General features: G+C 62.4%; 19 protein-coding genes and 1 pseudogene. 15 read left to right on the top strand and 5 right to left on the bottom strand.

Annotated features, from left to right (window positions below; genetic code table 11):
* The first annotated feature begins 14 nt into the window (after nucleotides 1-14).
* Genes ACQ4LH_RS07915 through ACQ4LH_RS07905 form a run of 3 tightly spaced genes read left to right on the top strand, consistent with a single transcriptional unit; the run spans nucleotide 15 to nucleotide 1,685 of the window.
* On the top strand, nucleotides 15-374 hold the full coding sequence (locus ACQ4LH_RS07915; protein ID WP_160016139.1) for a CidA/LrgA family protein: 360 nt from the start codon (nucleotides 15-17) through the stop codon (nucleotides 372-374).
* A gap of 2 nt (nucleotides 375-376) precedes the next feature.
* The gene (locus ACQ4LH_RS07910) at nucleotides 377-1,087 is read left to right on the top strand and encodes an LrgB family protein (protein ID WP_430696779.1); all 711 of its coding nucleotides are present in this window, start codon (nucleotides 377-379) and stop codon (nucleotides 1,085-1,087) included.
* 10 nt (nucleotides 1,088-1,097) lie between these two features.
* Entirely contained in the window at nucleotides 1,098-1,685 is a 588-nt protein-coding gene (locus ACQ4LH_RS07905; RefSeq protein ID WP_430696702.1) for an LON peptidase substrate-binding domain-containing protein, read from the top strand.
* Here ACQ4LH_RS07905 and ACQ4LH_RS07900 read toward each other — a convergent pair.
* Together ACQ4LH_RS07900 and ACQ4LH_RS07895 are read right to left on the bottom strand one after the other, a co-directional pair.
* Nucleotides 1,679-2,995 (bottom strand): bifunctional DedA family/phosphatase PAP2 family protein, encoded by a 1,317-nt coding sequence (locus ACQ4LH_RS07900; RefSeq protein ID WP_430696701.1) that lies wholly within the window; start codon nucleotides 2,993-2,995, stop codon nucleotides 1,679-1,681. The genes ACQ4LH_RS07905 and ACQ4LH_RS07900 overlap by 7 nt on opposite strands.
* Nucleotides 2,992-3,694: pseudogene (locus tag ACQ4LH_RS07895) on the bottom strand (DNA-3-methyladenine glycosylase). The gene ACQ4LH_RS07900 and the pseudogene ACQ4LH_RS07895 overlap by 4 nt, the downstream one beginning before the upstream one ends.
* Nucleotides 3,695-3,757: 63 nt before the next feature.
* On the opposite strand from ACQ4LH_RS07895, the gene ACQ4LH_RS07890 reads away from it, so the two are divergent.
* Nucleotides 3,758-4,612: a class I SAM-dependent methyltransferase gene (locus tag ACQ4LH_RS07890; protein ID WP_430696699.1), complete on the top strand. Its 855-nt coding sequence runs from the start codon at nucleotides 3,758-3,760 to the stop codon at nucleotides 4,610-4,612.
* Here ACQ4LH_RS07890 and ACQ4LH_RS07885 read toward each other — a convergent pair.
* On the bottom strand, nucleotides 4,609-5,838 hold the full coding sequence (locus tag ACQ4LH_RS07885; RefSeq protein ID WP_430696698.1) for an alpha/beta fold hydrolase: 1,230 nt from the start codon (nucleotides 5,836-5,838) through the stop codon (nucleotides 4,609-4,611). The genes ACQ4LH_RS07890 and ACQ4LH_RS07885 overlap by 4 nt on opposite strands.
* 264 nt (nucleotides 5,839-6,102) lie before the next feature.
* On the opposite strand from ACQ4LH_RS07885, the gene ACQ4LH_RS07880 reads away from it, so the two are divergent.
* The 11 genes from ACQ4LH_RS07880 (at nucleotide 6,103) to lipB (ending at nucleotide 16,329) form a co-directional block, all read left to right on the top strand.
* A complete protein-coding gene (locus tag ACQ4LH_RS07880) occupies nucleotides 6,103-7,368 on the top strand; it encodes a glutamate-5-semialdehyde dehydrogenase (RefSeq protein WP_430696697.1) in 1,266 nt (421 codons plus the stop codon).
* Nucleotides 7,369-7,381: 13 nt separating this feature from the next.
* Entirely contained in the window at nucleotides 7,382-8,056 is a 675-nt protein-coding gene (nadD, locus tag ACQ4LH_RS07875; RefSeq protein ID WP_430696696.1) for a nicotinate-nucleotide adenylyltransferase, read from the top strand.
* Nucleotides 8,057-8,093: 37 nt separating this feature from the next.
* A complete protein-coding gene (gene rsfS / locus ACQ4LH_RS07870) occupies nucleotides 8,094-8,465 on the top strand; it encodes a ribosome silencing factor (protein ID WP_160016433.1) in 372 nt (123 codons plus the stop codon).
* Nucleotides 8,466-8,477: 12 nt separating this feature from the next.
* On the top strand, nucleotides 8,478-8,945 hold the full coding sequence (gene rlmH, locus ACQ4LH_RS07865; protein ID WP_160016131.1) for a 23S rRNA (pseudouridine(1915)-N(3))-methyltransferase RlmH: 468 nt from the start codon (nucleotides 8,478-8,480) through the stop codon (nucleotides 8,943-8,945).
* A gap of 24 nt (nucleotides 8,946-8,969) precedes the next feature.
* A complete protein-coding gene (gene mrdA / locus ACQ4LH_RS07860; protein WP_430696695.1) occupies nucleotides 8,970-10,859 on the top strand; it encodes a penicillin-binding protein 2 in 1,890 nt (629 codons plus the stop codon).
* 38 nt (nucleotides 10,860-10,897) lie between these two features.
* Nucleotides 10,898-12,001, top strand: a complete 1,104-nt coding sequence (gene rodA, locus ACQ4LH_RS07855; RefSeq protein WP_430696778.1) for a rod shape-determining protein RodA — start codon at nucleotides 10,898-10,900, stop codon at nucleotides 11,999-12,001.
* A 17-nt stretch (nucleotides 12,002-12,018) separates the two neighbouring features.
* Nucleotides 12,019-13,029: a lytic murein transglycosylase B gene (gene mltB / locus ACQ4LH_RS07850; protein WP_430696777.1), complete on the top strand. Its 1,011-nt coding sequence runs from the start codon at nucleotides 12,019-12,021 to the stop codon at nucleotides 13,027-13,029.
* Nucleotides 13,029-14,036, top strand: a complete 1,008-nt coding sequence (locus tag ACQ4LH_RS07845) for a septal ring lytic transglycosylase RlpA family protein (protein WP_430696694.1) — start codon at nucleotides 13,029-13,031, stop codon at nucleotides 14,034-14,036. Before mltB ends, ACQ4LH_RS07845 begins: the two co-directional genes overlap by 1 nt.
* A 121-nt stretch (nucleotides 14,037-14,157) precedes the next feature.
* Nucleotides 14,158-15,333 carry a D-alanyl-D-alanine carboxypeptidase family protein gene (locus ACQ4LH_RS07840; protein WP_430696693.1) on the top strand — a complete coding sequence of 392 codons (1,176 nt, stop codon included), beginning with the start codon at nucleotides 14,158-14,160 and terminating at the stop codon, nucleotides 15,331-15,333.
* A 73-nt stretch (nucleotides 15,334-15,406) separates the two neighbouring features.
* Nucleotides 15,407-15,676, top strand: a complete 270-nt coding sequence (locus ACQ4LH_RS07835) for a DUF493 domain-containing protein (protein ID WP_430696692.1) — start codon at nucleotides 15,407-15,409, stop codon at nucleotides 15,674-15,676.
* Entirely contained in the window at nucleotides 15,676-16,329 is a 654-nt protein-coding gene (lipB, locus tag ACQ4LH_RS07830) for a lipoyl(octanoyl) transferase LipB (RefSeq protein WP_430696691.1), read from the top strand. Before ACQ4LH_RS07835 ends, lipB begins: the two co-directional genes overlap by 1 nt.
* A gap of 82 nt (nucleotides 16,330-16,411) precedes the next feature.
* Here the strand turns inward: lipB and lipA are convergent, their stop codons facing one another.
* The gene (gene lipA / locus ACQ4LH_RS07825; RefSeq protein WP_430696690.1) at nucleotides 16,412-17,464 is read right to left on the bottom strand and encodes a lipoyl synthase; all 1,053 of its coding nucleotides are present in this window, start codon (nucleotides 17,462-17,464) and stop codon (nucleotides 16,412-16,414) included.
* Between the two features lie 143 nt (nucleotides 17,465-17,607).
* Complete coding sequence (locus tag ACQ4LH_RS07820; protein WP_430696689.1) at nucleotides 17,608-18,891, bottom strand: lytic murein transglycosylase; 1,284 nt, start codon at nucleotides 18,889-18,891, stop codon at nucleotides 17,608-17,610.
* Between the last annotated feature and the right edge of the window lie 64 nt (nucleotides 18,892-18,955).

The raw sequence follows: 18,955 nt of genomic DNA, 5'->3' as shown, positions 1-18,955 counted from the left end.
GGAGATTACCCATCATGCTGCTACGCGGCCTTTCCTGGCTGGTGCTGTGCCAGTTGCTCGGCACTGCGCTGAACGTCCTGCTGATCCCGATCCTGCCGGGCCCGATCATCGGCATGCTGCTGTTGTTCGGCTTTCTGCTGCTGCGCGGCGAGGTGGGCGAGCCGCTGCACCTGGCCTCCACCAGCCTGTTGAAATACCTGCCGCTGCTGCTGGTGCCGCCGGCGGTCGGGGTGATGGCCTATGCCGAGGATATCTTTGCCGACTTCTGGGCGATTGCCGGGGCGCTGTTGCTGTCGCTGCTGATCTCCATCGTCTTCGCCGGCTGGCTGATGCAGAAGCTGATCGACCGTCAACAACGTCGGGAGGACGCATGACTCTGGAATGGCACGCCGCCTGGCAGGCGCTAATCCATCACCCGCTGTTTGGCGTGGGCATCACCCTCGGCGCCTACCAGCTGGCGATTGCCGCCTATGAGAAAACCCGCTGGGTGTTTCTGCAGCCGGTGCTGGTGTCGATGCTCGCGGTGATCGGCATTCTTCTGGCCTGCGGTTTGACCTTTGCCGAATACAAGGACAGCGCCGCCGCGCTGACGCTGTTTCTCGGGCCGACCACGGTGGCGTTGGCGGTACCGTTGTTCCTTAATCTGCGGCGCATTCGCCAGCTGTTCTGGCCCACTCTGATCACGTTGCTGGTGGCCGGCGTGGTCGCGACTGTGTTGGGGATTACCCTGGCCTGGGCCTTCGGTGCCGAGCAGATCATGCTGATGAGCATGGCGCCGAAATCGGTGACCTCGCCGATTGCCATGCTGGTGGCCAACCAGATTGGCGGGATTGCCGCCCTGGCGGCGGTGTTTGTGATGATCACCGGGATCATCGGCGCCATCATTGGCCCAGCGCTGCTCAAACGCTGTGGCGTGCATCATCCTGCCGCGTTGGGCATGGCCCTGGGCCTGACGGCGCATGCGGTGGGCACCGCCCGGGCGCTGCAGGAAGGCGAGGAATGCGGCGCGTTTTCTGCTCTGGCGATGAGCCTGATGGGCGTGTTCACCGCCGTGCTGCTGCCGCTGGCTATTCTGTTGTGGCTATAAGGAGGCGCCTGTGACCTTACCGCTATTTCCCCTCAATACCGTGCTGTTCCCCGGCTGCATGCTCGATCTGAAGATATTCGAGGCGCGCTACCTGGACATGATCAGTCGCTGCATGAAGCAGAGCCAAGGCTTTGGTGTGGTCTGCATCATCGACGGCGCTGAAGTGGGCGAGGCGGCTGGGCAGTTCTCGGCAATAGGTTGCGAGGCGCTGATTCGCGATTTTCAGCAGCTGCCCAATGGCCTGCTGGGCATTCGTGTGGAGGGCGGTCGGCGTTTTCGCGTGCAGCGCGCTCAGGTGCTGCCGGATCAACTGACCCTGGCCGAGGTCGAGTGGCTGGACGAGCAAACCGAGCGGCCGCTGGAGGCTGAGCATGCCGATCTGGCGGCTCTGCTCGGTGCGCTAAGCGCCCACCCGCTGGTGGCGTCGCTGGGTATGGCAAGTGCGCCGGCAGGTCAGGAAGCATTGGCCAATCAGCTGGCTTATCTGTTGCCGCTGGACGCCGAGCAGAAGCTGCAATTGCTCGAAACCCCCGAGGTGCAGCTGCGTTTGGAGCTGCTGCAACAGCTGCTGGAGCTGTTGCAGGGCGAGCGTCAGTAACGGTATAGCAGCACCCCGGCGGAATACTGCCAGGTGGTGATGCCGCCGAGCAGGGCGGTAACCGCCGGCAGCAACAACCACCAGACTTTTCCCGACAAAGCCGGCAGTGGCGTGCGCCATTGCACCAAGGCCAGGCTCAGCGCGCAGAAACAAGCGGCCAGCACGGCGCCGGCGATAATGTCGCTGGGCCAATGCACCCCCAGGTAAATCCGCGAGCCGGCAATCGCCGCGGCCGGCAGGCTGGCCAGCAGCAACCAGGTCAGGCGCATACGGGTCGGTTGCCCGCGACCGGCCAATACTCCGAGCAGCAGAAAGAAGGCAAAGGCTGCCGAGCTGTGCCCACTGGGAAAGCTGAAACTGTTCAGCGGCTCCAGCAGCACATCGGGGCGGCTACGGGCGAAGAATGCCTTCAGCGCGCCGTTGGCCAGCGCGGTGCCGAGCAGGGTGCCAATCGCCAGGCAGAGCGAGCGCCATTGCTGGGTTGCCAGCAGGATCAGGCACAGCAGCACGGCCGCGGCCAGCTGCGTGTGCATATCGCCGAGGCGGGTGATCAGCACCATCAGGGTGTCCAGCGTTGGGCTGCGATGCTCCTGCACCAGGGTCAACAGGCCTTGATCGAGCTGGCTCAGGTGTGGCCAGCTAAGCATCAGACCCATCAGCAGCGCCAGGCTTGCCGCCGCCGTCAGCAGGCTGGTGTGCCGTTGCCCACGCAGGCTGCCTTGCACGCTAATGCCCGCCACCAGTGCCACACCGGCAGCAATCGCCCCAGCCTGGGTCCAGAACCCTTCCGGCAGCGGCAGGCGCAGGGCTGCGCCCGTGGTCCAGCCGGGCAGCATATAAGCGATGGACCAACCAACCCCGGCCAGCAGGCTGACGGTGAAAAAGCGCACGAAGGGCATGTCGAACATGCCTGCGACCATCGGCAACATGGGCCGCAGTGGGCCGATAAAACGCCCGACCAGCAGGCTGGCGACGCCGTAACGCACAAAGTAACCGTGGGCGCTGTTCAGCCATTGCGGGTGATTACGCAGCACCGGCAGGCGGCCGATGTCCTGATGAAAATAGCGCCCTAGCGCATAGGACAGGCAATCGCCCAGCAGCCCGCCGCAAAACGCCAGCAGCAGGGTTTCACCCAGGCCCAGCGCGCCGTTGCCGGCCAGGGCGGCGACGGCGAATAGCAGCACGGTGCCAGGTACGAGAATGCCGACAATCGCCAGGCACTCGCCGCAAGCCAGCAAAAAAATCGCCAGGCCCAGCCATTCGGGATTGGCGCTCAGCCAGAGGGTCAGGGTGTCGAACCATTGGCTCATTGGTGGTCATCCATGGGCGTTAGCACGTGATAGTCCTGGTCGGCCAGCTGGCCGCGCCGTAAAGGGTTGCGGGTGCAGTGGCGGGCAAAGGTGGCGTCGACAAAACGGTAGGGCAGTTGCTCGTCGCGGCCGTGGGGGATGCCCAGGCGCGTGCATTGCACGATTTGTTGCGGGCGTTCGCCAAGGTCTTCAACAAACAGGTGCTGCTCATCGAATGCTTGCGCATCCCAATCCGGCACTTTCAAACCAAGCGATTTGCACAGCAGGGTCTGCCCGGCACAGAGGGTTTCGCGGCTGCGTATTCTGCCCTGGGCGCCGGGATTATTCCCCTGCATCTGCGCCACTGTGCGTGTCCTGCCAGGGGTAGGCGGATTTGATCAGCACCGCATTGCCGGGGCCCTGGGCGCTGAAGTTCAGCGAGTCGCCGCCCCGGGCGTAATACATATAGATATGCCCGCCATCCATAAACAGCGCGCGGCGTTTGTGGGTGTAGCCGAGGGAGGCATGGCTGCCTTTCTCGCTCAGGTAGTAGGCCTCGGTCTCGATAATTCGCACGCTCAACCAGCGCTCGCCCTGTCTATGACGGATCACCTTGCCGAGCAGCTCGCGGGCCAGCAGGCGCGCGTCGCGGTCGAAGAAGCTGGCCGGCAGTGCGCGGCCTTCGGGCCAGGGCAAACTAAGGTTGGGATCGGCTGACATGCGGTGTCACGTTCACTCGGCAGGGCATAGGCTGGGGCGATCATAACAATAAGAGTCTTAACCATGTCTGAACGTGCCCGCGTCAGCAGCGCCCATATCAGCCCCAGTGCCCATTACACCGGCTATATCTGGTATCGCCATCAGCTGGCGGATGCTGCCTTTGCTACTGGCTTCGGGCGTTTTGTGCATGGTTTGCTCAGCCCGATAACCTGGGGCGCGCGGGTCGGGTTCGGTCTGGATATCGAGCAATTTCTGCTGCAGCGGCATTTGCAGATTGATGCGCAGCTGACTGCCGCGATTGAGCAGGGCGGCGTGTGCCAGGTGGTGGAGATCGCCTGCGGCCTGTCGCCACGCGGTCGCCGTTTTACCGCGCGTTACCCGCAGTTGCGCTATATCGAGGCCGATCTGCCGGTGATGGCCGCGCGTAAACGCCTGCTGTTGAATGCCGAAGGCTGGTTGGGTAGCCAACATCAGGTGCGCGCGGTGGATATCCTCGCCGAGGAGGGCAGCAAAAGCTTGGCGGCGCTGTTCGCCGAGCTGGATCACAGCAAGCCGGTGGTGGTGATTACCGAAGGGCTGGTGAATTACTTCGAGCTGGCGCTGATCGAGTCGTTCTGGACGCGCCTGGCCGAGCAGCTGCGTGAGTTCCCCCAAGCCACCTACCTGACCGAGCTGTACCCCGATCTGCGCGAACACCCGCGTTACCGCCAGCTGCGCTGGGGCGTTGGCCTGATTGGCCGGCTGACCCGTGGCAACTACCCGCTGCATTACCGCAATGATCAGGCGATTGTGCAGGGCTTTGAGAAGTGCGGATTCAGTCAGGTTGCGGTGTTTGACCCGAGCCGAGGGGCCCAGGCGCTTGGTCTGGCGCCATCGCGTAATGCCGGGCTGGTGCGGGTAATCGAGGCGCGAATTTAGGCGCAGGCGGCTGCCGGTAGCGGCTGCATTTGAAATTGGGTGGCCAGCGCCTGGCTGGCCTGCTGATCGCTGTGCGGGAAGACAAAGGCCAGGCCGTTTGGATCCTGGCGCAGAGGTAGTAGAGGCTGGGCGGGCAGGTCCTTGCACAGTAGCTGCCAGCCGCGCACGCCGCGCATAGCCGGCAGATCGCCCCGTAACAGCCCGCCAAAGAAGCCCAGTTCACTGATCTCCACGGTCCATTCGCCGCCCTCGGCATGCTGCAGACGGGCGTTGCGCTGACTGGGCGGCAGGCGGGGCTCGTGGCGTTTTTCCATCTGTAGCAGTTGCGGGTTGGTCAGCAGGCTGCTGCCTGGGCTGCGGTTTGGCAGAGATTCACCGCGCAGAAACGGGCTGTACAGGCTTGCGCAGGCGTCGCGTTGTTCGAATTGCGCGAGGTGATCGGCGTTGTGAATCAGCGCGCAACTGGCCTGGGCGCAGGCAGCGGCAAAGTGCGCGTGCTCCCAGGGTTGGGTGAAATGGTCATATTCGCCGGCCAGCACCAGGGTCGGGCAGCTGGGGTGCACGTGAAAGCCCTGAAAATCTAGCAAGCGCTGGCTGTTCTGCCGGTAACGCTCGATATCGGCGGCTGACAGGCGCTGGATCTGCCGCAGCAGCGCCTTGCGAAAGACTGGGGCAACGCCGGTCTGTTCCAGGCGCAAAGGGTTGAGCAAGCCGGTCAGTGCGCCATGGGCAAAGGCCTCGCAGCGCCCTTCGGCCAACAGCGCCAAGCCTTCCTGCAGCAGCAGGCGCGCGCCGGGGCGGCCGAACGCGGTAATCCCGGCCAGCAGTACGCGGGCGCAGCGCTCTGGATGGCGGGCGGCAAACAGCGCGGCGAGGGCCGAGCCATAGGACAGGCCGATGGGCATCAGCGGCGGTAGATCGAGCTCCTCGGCGAAGGCGGCGATCAGGTCTGCCAGTTGTTCCAGGCTCAGGTCGGGCACCAGTTGCAGGTTGCCGCCCTGGCTGGGCAAGTCGAGCAGGATCACCGGATGTTCGCCGAGCAGCTCGCTGACCTCGGCGGCAAACGAGCGAAAGCTTTGAAATGCGCCGCCCAGCAGCAATACGGGTGGGCGCGGGTCGTGGCTGCGGCAGGCGTAGGCCTGGTAGTGCAGGCGCAGGTCGCCGAGATGCAGCACCTGTGGGGCTTCGCTGAGTTGTGCGGCGCAGTAGTCGGTACGGTAATGCATGCTGATCCCACCCCGGCGGTCGGCCGCCTGTCTTGCTTTTAATGGCAAGGTAAACATTCGGGCGGTTTTTGTTTACCTAACCTTCGGGCGGCAGAGTGGCGCTAGTGTCACTGTTTCTCGGGATGGCCTGCTGGTCGGCCCCTGGCGGCGTTACCGCAGGCTGCGGCGAACGCGCTGTATACCGTCCGCCGCGCAGCGCTGGGCGTGGAGCGGCGCGACCGTTATACTCAGCGACTTTTTTCAACCGCCAGACCTGCCAAGACCATGACTGAGTCCGTGCTCGACTATATGACCCGCCTGGGACAGGCCGCCCGCAGCGCTTCGCGCGTGCTGGCGCGTGCCAGTACTGCGCAGAAGAATCGTGCCCTGCAGGCCGCCGCGGCCGCGCTGGATGCGGCCCGCAGCGATTTGACTGCCGCCAACGAGCTGGATCTGGCCGCCGCTCGCGCCAATGGTCTGGAACCGGCCATGGTTGACCGTCTGGCGCTGACGCCGGCGGTGATCGACTCGATGATCGAAGGTCTGCGTCAGGTCGCGACCTTGCCCGATCCAATCGGCGAGATCCGCGATATGCGTTACCTGCCGTCGGGTATTCAGGTCGGCAAGATGCGCGTACCGCTGGGCGTGATCGGCATCATCTATGAGTCGCGGCCGAACGTGACCATCGACGCCGCCAGCCTGTGCCTGAAGTCCGGCAATGCCACCATCCTGCGTGGCGGATCCGAGGCAATTCATTCCAACCAGGCGATTGCTCGTTGCATTCAGCTCGGTCTGGCCGAAGCCGGTTTGCCTGCCAGCGCCGTGCAGGTGGTGGAAACCACTGATCGTGCCGCCGTTGGTGCGTTGATCACCATGCCGGAATTTGTTGACGTGATCGTGCCGCGCGGCGGCAAGGGCCTGATCGAGCGCATCAGTCGTGACGCCAAGGTGCCGGTGATCAAACACCTGGACGGCGTATGCCACGTCTATATCGACGTCGCCGCCGACCTCGACAAGGCGATTCGCGTTGCCGATAACGCCAAGACCCAGCGCTACTCGCCGTGCAACGCCATGGAAACGCTGCTGGTGCACACCGCCGTTGCCGACAAGGTGTTGCCGCCGCTGGCTGCGATCTACCGCGACAAAGGTGTTGAGCTGCGTGGCGACGCCGCGACCCGCGCGCTGCTGGGCAGCGATGTGCTGGAAGCGAGCGAAGACGACTGGTTTGCCGAGTACAACGCGCCGATCCTGGCGATTCGAATCGTCGATTCGCTGGATGCGGCCATCGAGCACATCAATCATTACGGCTCGCAGCACACCGACGCGATCATCACCGAGAACTTCAGTGATGCGCGGCGTTTCCTCACCGAAGTCGATTCCGCCTCGGTGATGGTCAACGCTTCGACTCGCTTTGCCGATGGTTTTGAATATGGCCTGGGCGCGGAGATCGGTATTTCTACCGACAAACTGCACGCCCGTGGCCCGGTCGGCCTGGATGGGCTGACCAGCGAGAAGTACGTGGTGTTTGGCGACGGGCACATTCGTACCTGATGGGGCGTACCTGATGGCCAAGCGCAGCGGCGCCCGACGTACCGACGCTCGACGCATCGGTCTGCTAGGCGGCACCTTTAATCCGGTGCATATCGGCCATCTGCGCAGCGCCGTGGAAGTGGCGGATGCGCTGCAGTTGGATGAATTGCGCCTGATCCCCAGCGCGCGGCCGCCACACCGCAGTGCGCCAGAGGTCAGTGCGCAGGATCGCCTGGCCATGGTTCGCCTGGCGGTAGCCGATGCCGGGGTGTTGCAGGTGGATGATCGCGAGCTGCAGCGCGACAAGCCGTCCTACAGCATCGACACCCTGGAATCGTTGCGCAGTGAGTTGGCAGTGGACGATCAGCTGTTTCTACTGCTGGGCTGGGATGCCTTCTGCGGTTTACCCAGTTGGCAGCGCTGGGATGAATTACTGCAGCACTGCCATATTCTGGTGTTGCAGCGGCCGGATGCCGACAGTGAAGCGCCCGAGGCGCTGCGTAATCTGTTGGCGGCGCGCAGTGTGAGTGACCCTTCGGCCCTGAGTGGGCCGAGTGGGCAGATTGCTTTTATCTGGCAGACACCCCTGGCGGTGTCGGCTACCCAGATCCGTTCGCTACTGGCGAGCGGAAAGTCGGCACGTTTTCTGGTGCCTGACGCGGTACTGGCCTATATCCATGCCCACGGACTGTACCGTGGCGCGAATTGAACACGAGGCAAATGAGTTACTTATGACTAAGGCAAAAATGCAGAGCGAAGAGTTGGTCAAACTGGCCATCGCAGCCCTGGAAGAGATCAAGGCGCAGGACATCACCACCATCGATGTGCGCGGCAAGACTAGCATCACCGATTTCATGCTTATCGCCAGCGGCACCTCCAGCCGTCACGTCAAGTCGCTGGTCGACAACGTGCTGGAGAAGGTCAAGGAGCAGGGCGTACGCCCAATCGGTACTGAAGGCATGGACACCGGCGAGTGGGCACTGCTCGACCTCGGCGACATCGTGGTTCACGTGATGCTGCCGACTGCCCGCCAGTTCTATGACCTTGAGCGTCTGTGGCAGGGTGCCGAGCAGAGCCGTGCGCAGTTCAGCGCCGAGCCGGGCCCAGAACAGGAATAAGGACGCGCAGCGGTGCGGATCAAACTGATCGCCGTCGGCTCGCGCATGCCGCGCTGGGTGGAAGAGGGCTGGCAGGAATACGCCAAGCGCATGCCCAGCGAGCTGTCCCTGGAACTGGTGGAGATTCCGTTGACCACCCGCGGCAAAAATGCCGATGTGGCGCGGATGATCCGCCAGGAAGGCGAGGCCATGCTGGCCAAGGTTGCACCAGGGGAACGCATCGTTACCCTGGAAGTCGAAGGGCGGCCCTGGAGCACCGAGCAGCTGGCGGTCGAACTGGACAAGTGGCGACTGGATGCACGAACCGTCAACCTGATGGTCGGCGGCCCGGAAGGGCTGGCGCCTGAGGTGCAGGCGCGCAGTGAGCAGCGCTGGTCGTTGTCGCCGCTGACCTTGCCGCACCCCTTGGTGCGGATTCTGATCGGCGAACAGATGTATCGTGCCTGGACTGTATTGTCCGGCCACCCTTACCACAAATAATCAGCCAGTAATCAGCAGCCACCGATGCCGCAACCAATCCGCCTCAAAGACCACGAGAAAGACGGCCGCCTGATCCGCAAACGCGCGGTGGTCGGTGCTGTGGTGGTTTTGTTGCTGACTTCGGTGCTCGTGGCACGCATGTATTACCTGCAGGTGGTGCAGTTCGAGCATCACACCACCCTGGCGGAAAACAACCGCATCCACGTGCAGCCGATCCCGCCGAACCGCGGGCTGATCTACGACCGCAACGGGGTGATCATCGCCGATAACCGGCCCAGCTTCAGCCTGACTCTGACCCGCGAGCGCGCCGGTGACTGGCCGCAGGTGCTGGATGTGATTGTCGAAGTGCTGGAGCTGGGTACGGATGAACGTGCGCTGTTCGAGCGACGTGTGCGTCAGGGGCGGCGGCCGTTTGAGCCGGTGCCGGTGCTGTTCGAGTTATCCGAGGAGCAGATCGCCCGTATCGCGATCAATCAGTTCCGGCTGCCAGGGGTGGAAGTCGTAGCGCAACTGGTGCGGCATTACCCGCTGGGCGAGCATTTTGCTCATTCGGTGGGCTATGTCGGGCGGATCAACGAGAAAGAACTGAAAGAACTCGACCCGGTGGCCTACAGCGGCACGCACCATATCGGCAAGACCGGTATCGAGCGCTTCTATGAAGACGAGCTGCACGGTGAAGTGGGTTACGAGGAAGTCGAAACCAACGCCCGTGGCCGCGTGCTGCGGGTGCTCAAACGCACCGATCCGTTGCCCGGCAAGGACATCGTGCTGAGCCTCGATATCCGCTTGCAGGAGGCCGCCGAAAAGGCCCTGGCTGGTCGCCGTGGCGCGATTGTGGCGATCCAGCCGCAGACCGGCGAGGTGCTGGCAATGGTCAGTCAGCCGAGTTTCGACCCTAACCCCTTCGTTACCGGTATCGGCTTCAAGGCCTACGCCGACCTGCGCGATTCTATCGACCGTCCTCTATACAACCGCGTATTGCGCGGTCTCTATCCGCCCGGCTCGACCATTAAGCCGATGGTCGCGGTGGCGGGATTGGATGCTGGCGTAGTCACGCCGCAGACTCGGGTGTTCGACCCCGGCTTCTATCAGTTGCCCGGTCACAGCCACAAATATCGCAACTGGAACCGCACGGGCGACGGCTCGGTGGATATGGATTACGCGATCATGCGCTCCAACGACACCTACTTTTACTCGCTGGCGCACAAGATGGGCATCGACCGCATGCATGACTACATGACCCGTTTCGGGCTGGGTCAGCGCGTGTCGCTGGACATGTTCGAAGAAACCGCCGGGCTGATGCCGTCGCGGGACTGGAAGCGCGCGCGTTACCGGCAGGCCTGGTACCCGGGCGAGACGCTGATTCTCGGTATCGGTCAGGGCTATATGCAGACCACGCCGCTGCAACTGGCACAGGCCACGGCACTGATGGCCACGCGCGGCAAGTGGATTCGCCCGCACCTGGCCAAGACCATCCAGGGGCTCATCCCCACAGACCCCAACCCAGTACCGGATATCGTGCTCCGTGATCCGAAGTTCTGGGACGCCGGTGTCCAGGGCATGGTGTCGGTCATGCACGGCCCGCGTGGCACCGCGCGCAAGGTGGGTGATGCTGCGCTGTACCGGATTGCCGGCAAGAGCGGTACCGCTCAGGTGGTGGCGATCAAGCAGGGCGAGAAGTACGACCGCAGCAAAGTCGCCGAGCGCCATCGCGACCACGCCTTGTTCGTTGCGTTTGCGCCGGCGGATAACCCGCAGATCGCCGTGTCGGTGATGGTCGAGAACGGCGAGTCCGGCTCCGGCGTTGCCGCGCCGGTGGTCAAGCAGGTGATCGATGCCTGGTTGCTGGATGAAAACGGTCAGTTGAAAGCCGAATATGCTCCGCCTGTGGCGGCTGAGGTCGCTGCGCCATGAACAGTAATTTCGACCGCAACCTGTCCTCCGAAGACCTGATGCGTCGCCGTGCAACCATCCTGCAGCGCCTGCATATCGATGGCATTCTGCTGCTGCTGTTGCTGATTCTGGCCACCGGCAGCCTGTTTATTCTGTATTCGGCCAGCGGCAAGAACGTCGATCTGCTGATGAAGCAGGCCAGCTCCTTCGGTATCGGCCTGGTCGGCATGTTTATCATCGCCCAGTTCGAACCGCGCTTTATGGCGCGCTGGGTGCCGTTGGCCTATGTCGGCGGGGTGGGCTTGCTGGTGGTGGTGGACGTCATGGGCCATAACGCCATGGGCGCCACGCGCTGGATCAATATCCCCGGGGTGATTCGCTTCCAGCCCTCGGAATTTATGAAAATCATCATGCCGGCGACCATCGCCTGGTACCTGTCCAACCGCAGTCTGCCGCCGCGGTTCAAACATATCTGCATCAGCCTGGCGATGATCATCGTGCCCTTTGTGCTGATTCTGCTGCAGCCGGACCTCGGCACTTCGCTACTGATCATCGCCTCGGGCGGCTTCGTGCTGTTTATCGCTGGCCTGCAGTGGCGCTGGGTGATTGGCGCGGTGGCGGCGGTGGTGCCGATTGCCATCGGCATGTGGTTCTTCGTTATGCACCAGTATCAGAAGCAGCGCGTGCTGACCTTCCTCAACCCGGAAAGCGACCCGCTGGGCAGCGGCTGGAACATCATCCAGTCCAAGGCGGCGATTGGTTCGGGCGGGGTGCTCGGTAAGGGCTGGCTGCAAGGCACCCAGTCGCACTTGGATTTTCTTCCTGAGAGCCACACCGACTTCATCATCGCGGTACTGGCCGAGGAATTCGGCCTGGTCGGCGTGTGTTTGTTACTGCTGGTGTACATGCTGTTGATCGCACGCGGCCTGGTGATTACCGTGCAAGCGCAGACGCTGTTCGGTAAGCTTCTCGCCGGCGCGCTGACCATGACCTTCTTCGTTTATGTCTTCGTCAATATCGGTATGGTCAGCGGCCTGCTGCCGGTGGTGGGCGTACCGCTGCCATTTATCAGCTACGGCGGCACCTCGCTGATCACCCTGCTGGCAGGGTTTGGAATTTTGATGTCGATCCACACTCATCGTAAGTGGATGACACAGGCTTGATTGGGATTATGAATTCAATGCAAAACGCGCGTGGTTGGATGGTACGTACTGCACCTTGGCTGGCGTTGGCCGGGGTGTGCGCAGTGGCTCAGCCCGTACTGGCCGGGGATTACCAGCAGTCGCCGCAGGTGGCTGAATTTATTGGCGAAATGACCCGTGATTACGGTTTTGCCGGCGAGCAGCTGGTCGAGTTGTTTGCCCAAGTCGAGCGCAAGCAGGCGATCCTCGATGCCATCTCGCGTCCGGCGGAGAAGGCCAAACCGTGGAAGGATTATCGTCCGATCTTTATCACCGACAAGCGCATCAGCAAGGGCGTCGAGTTCTGGAAGCAGCACGAGGAAACCCTGGCCCGCGCCGAAGCTGAGTACGGCGTGCCGGCCCAGGTAATCGTGGCGATCATCGGTGTGGAAACCTTCTACGGCGGCAATACCGGCAGCTGGCGGGTGATGGATGCACTGTCGACCCTGGCCTTCGATTATCCGCCGCGTGCGCCGTTCTTCCGCAAGGAACTGCGCGAGTTCCTGCTGCTGGCCCGTGAAGAGCAGGTCGAGCCGCTGAACATGACTGGTTCCTACGCCGGGGCCATGGGCCTTCCGCAATTTATGCCAAGCAGCTTCCGCGCCTACGCCGTGGACTTCGATGGCGACGGCCATATCAATATCTGGAACAACCCGGTCGATGCCATCGGCAGCGTCGCCAGTTACTTCAAGCGTCACCACTGGCAGCCTGGGCAGCCTGTGGTTAGCGCCGCTACTGTCACGGGTGAGCAGGCTGAGCAAGGCCTGACTGTGGGGCTGGACCCGGTGAAGAATGTTGCTGAGCTACGTGCGTTGGGCTGGACCAGTGCCGACCCGCTGGCTGACGATTTGCCGGTGACGGCCTTCCGTCTGGAAGGTGCCGACGGCGCCGAGTACTGGCTGGGCCAGCCTAACTTCTTTGTGATCACCCGCTACAATCGCAGTGTGATGTATGCCATGGCGGTCAATCAGCTGGCCGAGTTGCTGGTTGATGCACGGGGTAAGAATTAATGTCGCGTTTGCCTTTCAAATTGGCTGCTTATGGCAGCCTGGCGCTGCTGCTGGCCAGCTGCTCGTCCACCCGTGCGCCGCAGCCGGTTGCACCGGTGCAGCAGCCGGGTGGGGCGATTTCTGGACCGGGTGATTTCAACCGTCCGCACAAGGATGGCGCACCGTGGTGGGATGTTGATGTGTCGCGGATTCCTGATGCGATACCGATGCCGCATTACGGCCCGGTCAAAGCCAGTCCCTACACCGTGTTCGGCAAACAGTACTACCCGATTCCCGATGCACGTCGCTATCAGGCGGTCGGCCCGGCGTCCTGGTACGGCACCAAGTTCCACGGTCAGGCCACCGCTAACGGTGAAACCTACGACCTGTACGGCATGACCGCCGCACATAAGACCCTGCCGCTGCCGAGCTACGTGCGCGTAACCAACCTGGAAAACGGCAAGAGCGCGATTCTGCGGGTCAACGACCGTGGACCGTTCTATTCCGATCGGATTATCGATTTGTCCTTCGCTGCGGCGAAGAAACTCGGCTATGCCGAAAGCGGCACCGCACGGGTCAAGGTTGAAGGCATCGACCCGCACGAATGGTGGGCTCAGCAGGGCCGTCCGGTGCCGATGGTATTAGCTGCGCCGCAGCAAGTAGCCCAGGCCCAGCCGGTGGCACAGCCTATCGCGCAGCCGGTTGAGCAATATTCACCGCCACCGCAGCAGCATGCCGCCGCGGTGCTCCCCGTGCAGATTGACGCAAAAAAAAACGATTCAGTCGGAGCCTCTGGCCTGTATCTCCAAGTGGCCGCCTTCGCCAATCCGGACGCTGCGGAACTCCTCAAGGCCAAGTTGAGCGAGACAGTGGCTGCGCCAGTATTCGTCAGCTCAGTGGTGCGCAACCAACAGATATTGCACCGCGTGCGTCTGGGGCCAGTGAGCAGCCAAAGCGAGGCTGAGCAGCTGCAGAGCAGCGTGCGTCTGGCCAATCTCGGTGAGCCGACCCTGGTCAAGGCAGACTGACAGGGCACTTATGGTTTATCTGCGGGACTAAACAAACAACTCCGGCCAGCCAACGGTTGGCCGGGGGATCAGCAACTTATGCCCACTGGGCCTGTTCACCATCAGCAATCTAGAGAGACGGATGAATATCACCAGCTTTACGCAACGCGTTTTCCTATCACTTTGCCTACTCAGCGCATCGACCGCCTGGGCCAATCAGCCAGCCATTCCTTCGGCGCCAAAGTTGGCGGCCAAATCCTATGTGCTACTGGATGCCGCCAGCGGCAAGGTGCTGGTGGAAAACAATGGTGATCAGCGTCTGCCGCCGGCCAGCCTGACCAAACTGATGACCGCCTACATCGCCACCCTGGAAATCCGCAAGGGCAAGATCGGCGAGCAGGACCTGGTGCCAATCAGTGAGCACGCCTGGCGTACCGGTGGTGCCGCATCCGGTGGTTCGACCATGTTCCTGCCGCTGAACAGCCAGGCGACTGTGGATGACTTGCTGCACGGCGTAATCATCCAGTCCGGCAACGACGCCAGCATTGCCCTGGCCGAGTACATCGCCGGCAGCGAAGATGCCTTCGCCGACATGATGAACGAGACCGCTGCGCGTCTGGGCATGAGCAACAGCCACTTTATGAACGCCACTGGTCTGCCGCATCCGGAGCATTACTCCAGCGCCCATGACATGGCCATTCTGGCTCGCGCCATCATCAACGAAGACCAAGAGCACTATGCGATCTATGCGCAGAAGGAGTTTCTCTGGAACAACATCAAACAGGGCAACCGCAACTTGCTGCTGTGGCGTGACAAGACCGTCGACGGTCTGAAAACCGGCCACACCGAAGAAGCCGGTTACTGCCTGGTGGCTTCGGCCGTACGTGATGGCGCGCGGATGATCACCTCGGTATTCGGCACCGTCAGCGAGTCGGCCCGTGCTGCAGAAACCCAGAAGCTGCTGACCTATGGTTTCCGCTTCTTTGAAACCCGCACCTTCTACAAGCAAGGCCAGGAGCTGGCCCAGGCCCAGGTGTGGAAAGGCGCTGTGCGCCAGGTCAAAGCCGGCCTCGGTGCTGATCTGAGCCTGACTCTGCCGAAGGGGCAGCTGGAAAAATTGCAAGCCGGCATGATCCTCAACCCGCAGCTCACCGCCCCGATTGCTCAGGGTGAGGTGATCGGTAAAGTGGAAGTGAAGCTGGGTGAGGAAGTGGTGCACAGCGCCGATCTGATCGCCCTGGAGGCCGTTGAGGAAGGTAGTTTCTTCCGCCGCCTGTGGGATAGCGTCAGCCTGTTCTTCTTCGGATTGTTCAACTGATAGCGTGACCAGCACGCCCCCGCCGACCCGCAGGGGCGTTGTTGTTGCCACGGCTTACGAGGCCGTTACTGCCATGACCGACGTCAAATCGCACAAAATCGAATTCCCTTGCGCCGACTACCCGATCAAGGTGGTTGGCGACAGTGGTGCCAATTACAAAGACATGGTGATCGAAATCCTCAGCAAGCATGCCAAGGTCGATCTCAGTACCCTGGCCGAGCGCCAGAGCACTAATGGCAAGTACACCACTGTGCAGCTGCACATCGAGGCAACCGGTGAAGACCAGTTGCGCGATATCAATAGCGCCCTGCGCGCGACCGGCATCGTGCACATGGTGCTCTGATGAGCCTGCCGCTCGGCTTTCGTGAGCTGGGCCAGGTCGACTATCAGCCTACCTGGCATGCGATGCAGCGCTTTACCGATACCCGTGGCGCGGATACGCCGGACGAAATCTGGCTGCTCGAACACTCCCCCGTATTTACCCAGGGTCAGGCCGGCAAGGCCGAGCATGTGCTGTTTCCGGGCGATATTCCGGTGGTGCAGGTCGATCGCGGCGGTCAAGTGACCTACCACGGCCCCGGCCAGCTGGTGGCTTACTTGCTGTTGGATGTGCGTCGTAGTGGTATCGGCGTGCGTGAGCTGGTTAGCCGTATCGAGCGCAGTCTGATTGATCTGCTCGCCAGCTATGGCGTCAGCGCCAACGCCAAGCCGGATGCTCCGGGGGTTTATGTAGACGGCGCGAAGATCGCTTCGCTCGGCCTGCGTATCCGCAATGGTCGTAGCTTCCATGGTCTGGCGCTGAATGTGGATATGGACCTGCAGCCGTTCCAACGCATCAATCCCTGTGGCTATGCCGGCATGGCCATGACCCAGTTAGCCGATCAGGTGGCGGGGCCGATAGCGCTGTCCGAAGTCAGTGCGCGGCTGCGTGAGCAACTGGTCAAGCATCTCGACTACGCGCAGCAGCAGAGCCTGGCGGGCGCAATAGACTGCTAGAGCGGGCAGAGCAGATAGGCAGAGCAGATACACAAACGCCTGACCCCAGGCAAAGCCTAAGGTCAGGCGTTGTGTGGCTCAATCAGTTCAGATTGAGGGCAGGAATCAGACTGTTATCGAGTTGTTGGCCCGGCACGGGCACCGGGGCGGCCAGGCCCAGGTTGTTCTTCTCGAACACCTTGTCGGCGCGGTAGCTGGAGCGTACCAGCGGGCCGGCGGCGACCTCCATAAAGCCTTTCTGCAGACCAATTTCGCGGAAACGATTGAACTCTTCCGGGCTGACCCAGCGCTGCACCTTCAGGTGGTTGCGCGTGGGTTGCAGGTATTGGCCGAGGGTGAGGATGTCGACGTTGATGGCGCGCAGGTCATCCATGGTCTGGATAATCTCTTCGTCAGTCTCGCCCAGGCCGAGCATCAGGCTGGTCTTGGTCAACACGTCCGGGCGGTGGCGTTTGGCGTGGGCTAATACGTTCAGGGTCTTTTCATAGCCAGCACGTGGATCACGTACCACGTGAGTGAGGCGCTTGACCGTCTCGACGTTCTGCGCAAATACCTCAAGACCGGAATCCACCACACGCTCGATGGCCAGCAGGTCGCCGTCGAAGTCCGGGGTCAGGGCTTCTACCACCACCTGCGGGGTGTTGTCCTTGATCGCCCGTACGCAGGCGGCGTAGTGCGCGGCGCCGCCGTCGTCTAGGTCATCGCGGTCTACCGAGGTCAGCACGATATAGCGCAGCGCCATCAGCTCCACCGACTTTGCGGTGTTCTGCGGCTCTTCCAGGTCCAACCAGCCGTTGGGGTTGCCGGTGTCCACCGCGCAGAAGCGGCAGGCGCGGGTACATACCGAACCCATCAGCATGATGGTGGCAGTGCCGTTGGACCAGCATTCACCCATGTTCGGGCAGTGGGATTCCTGGCACACGGTGCTCAGGCGGTGTTCGCTGACATTGCGCTTAACCGCCTCGAAGCGACTGCCGCCAGGCGCCTTGACTCGCAGCCACTTGGGTTTGGGCTCGAACACCTGAGGCTCACTGGAGGCGCGGCGCTTTTGCCCGTCCTTGATCGCGGTGATGCCTTGGGTGGTGCGGAATTTTTCGCCGCTGGCGACGGTTTTAGGCGGGGAGATATCGGACATCGGCAATCTGGGCTCCGTGGACGAGGCGGCTTGTGGCCGCCGCGCAGTTTATCACAGGCGCTGACTGTTCAGTCCGGTTGGCGCCGTGCGGTCAGGCTGATCGCTGGAGTGAAACGCGCAGCGTTTGGGCGCTGCGCGGTCGCTCATCGGAGTTGCTGCAACAGCTCATGGCTGGGGTAGCCATCAGCAGGTTGGCCCAGGCTCTGCTGGAAGGCGCGTACGGCCTTGCGCGTGTTGGCACCGATGATGCCGTCCGCTGGACCTGGCTCGTAGCCTTTGCTGGCCAGCAGTTCCTGCAGTTCGATGCGCTCGCTGCGGCCTAGTTGGCGATCGCTGCGCGGCCATGCAGCCTGCACGCCAGGGTTGCCATCCAGCGCGTCGCTGAGCAGGCCGATGGCCAGGGCGTAGGCGGTGGAGTTGTTGTACTTGAGGATGCTGCGGAAATTGTTTAGCAGCAGGAACGCTGGGCCGCGATGGCCGGCGGGTAGAAACAGCGTCGCCAGGCTTTGCTCATTGGCATCGATGGCTCGGACCGGATTGATCCCGAGGATGCGCCACTGCGCCAGACTGCGGCGTACTTCCGGATCGGCCAAAGCGTAATCGAAGCCCTGCGGCAGATTCACTTCAAAGCCCCAGGGTTGGCCGTTTTCCCAGCCCGAGGCTTGCAGGTAATGCGCGGCAGAGGCGAGAGCGTCAGGCGTTGAGGCCCACAGGTCGCGGCGGCCATCGCCATCAAAATCCACAGCATGCTGATTGAAGGTGGTCGGCATAAATTGGGTCTGCCCCATGGCGCCCGCCCATGAGCCGATCAGCCCCTGCGCAGGGCCGTCACCGGCTTGCAGGATTTGCAGCGCGGCCAGCAACTGGCTGCGCCAGAACACCTGGCGGCGGCCATCGTAGGCCAGGGTGGCGAGGGAGCGGATGACGTTATGGTTGCCGATATTGCTGCCGTAATTGCTTTCCATGCCCCAGATCGCGATCAGCACTTCATGGTCGACAGCGTAGGTGCTGCGAATGGCTTTCAGGGTCGGCCGATGCTGCGCCTTGAGTAGGCGGCCCTGGGCGATGCGCGAGACGGAAACGGCGCCGTCAATGTATTCCCACACTGGGCGGGTGAACTCCGGTTGGCTGTTATCAGCCTTGACCACGTTCGGGTCCAGAGTGATGCCGGCAAAGGTGCGATCGAACAGCTCGGCATCGATACCTGCGGCGATGGCATCGCTGCGCAGCAGAATGCGCCATTCGTCGAAACTGATTAACGGGCTTGGATCGCTGACCACGCTGACGGCTGGGCTGGCGGGGGCGGTGCTGGCTGTGACGGGCGCAGCGGCAAGCGGCTGGGCAGGCGCTTCGGCGCAGGCAGTCAGAAGCAGCAGGAGGCAGGCGGTGGCGCTATGGGACAGGCCCCGAAGAAGCAGGTAAGGCATGGTGATCTCGGCACATTTTGCAGGCCGTAACCTTAGCATGATTGAGCTGGTGTGCGGGTGCTGG

The organism is Pseudomonas peli, assembly GCF_050563605.1.
Classification (GTDB): Bacteria; Pseudomonadota; Gammaproteobacteria; order Pseudomonadales; family Pseudomonadaceae; genus Aquipseudomonas; species Aquipseudomonas peli_A.
The sequence above is the reverse complement of the archived record's forward strand: the minus strand, read 5'-3'. Positions and strand labels throughout refer to the sequence as shown.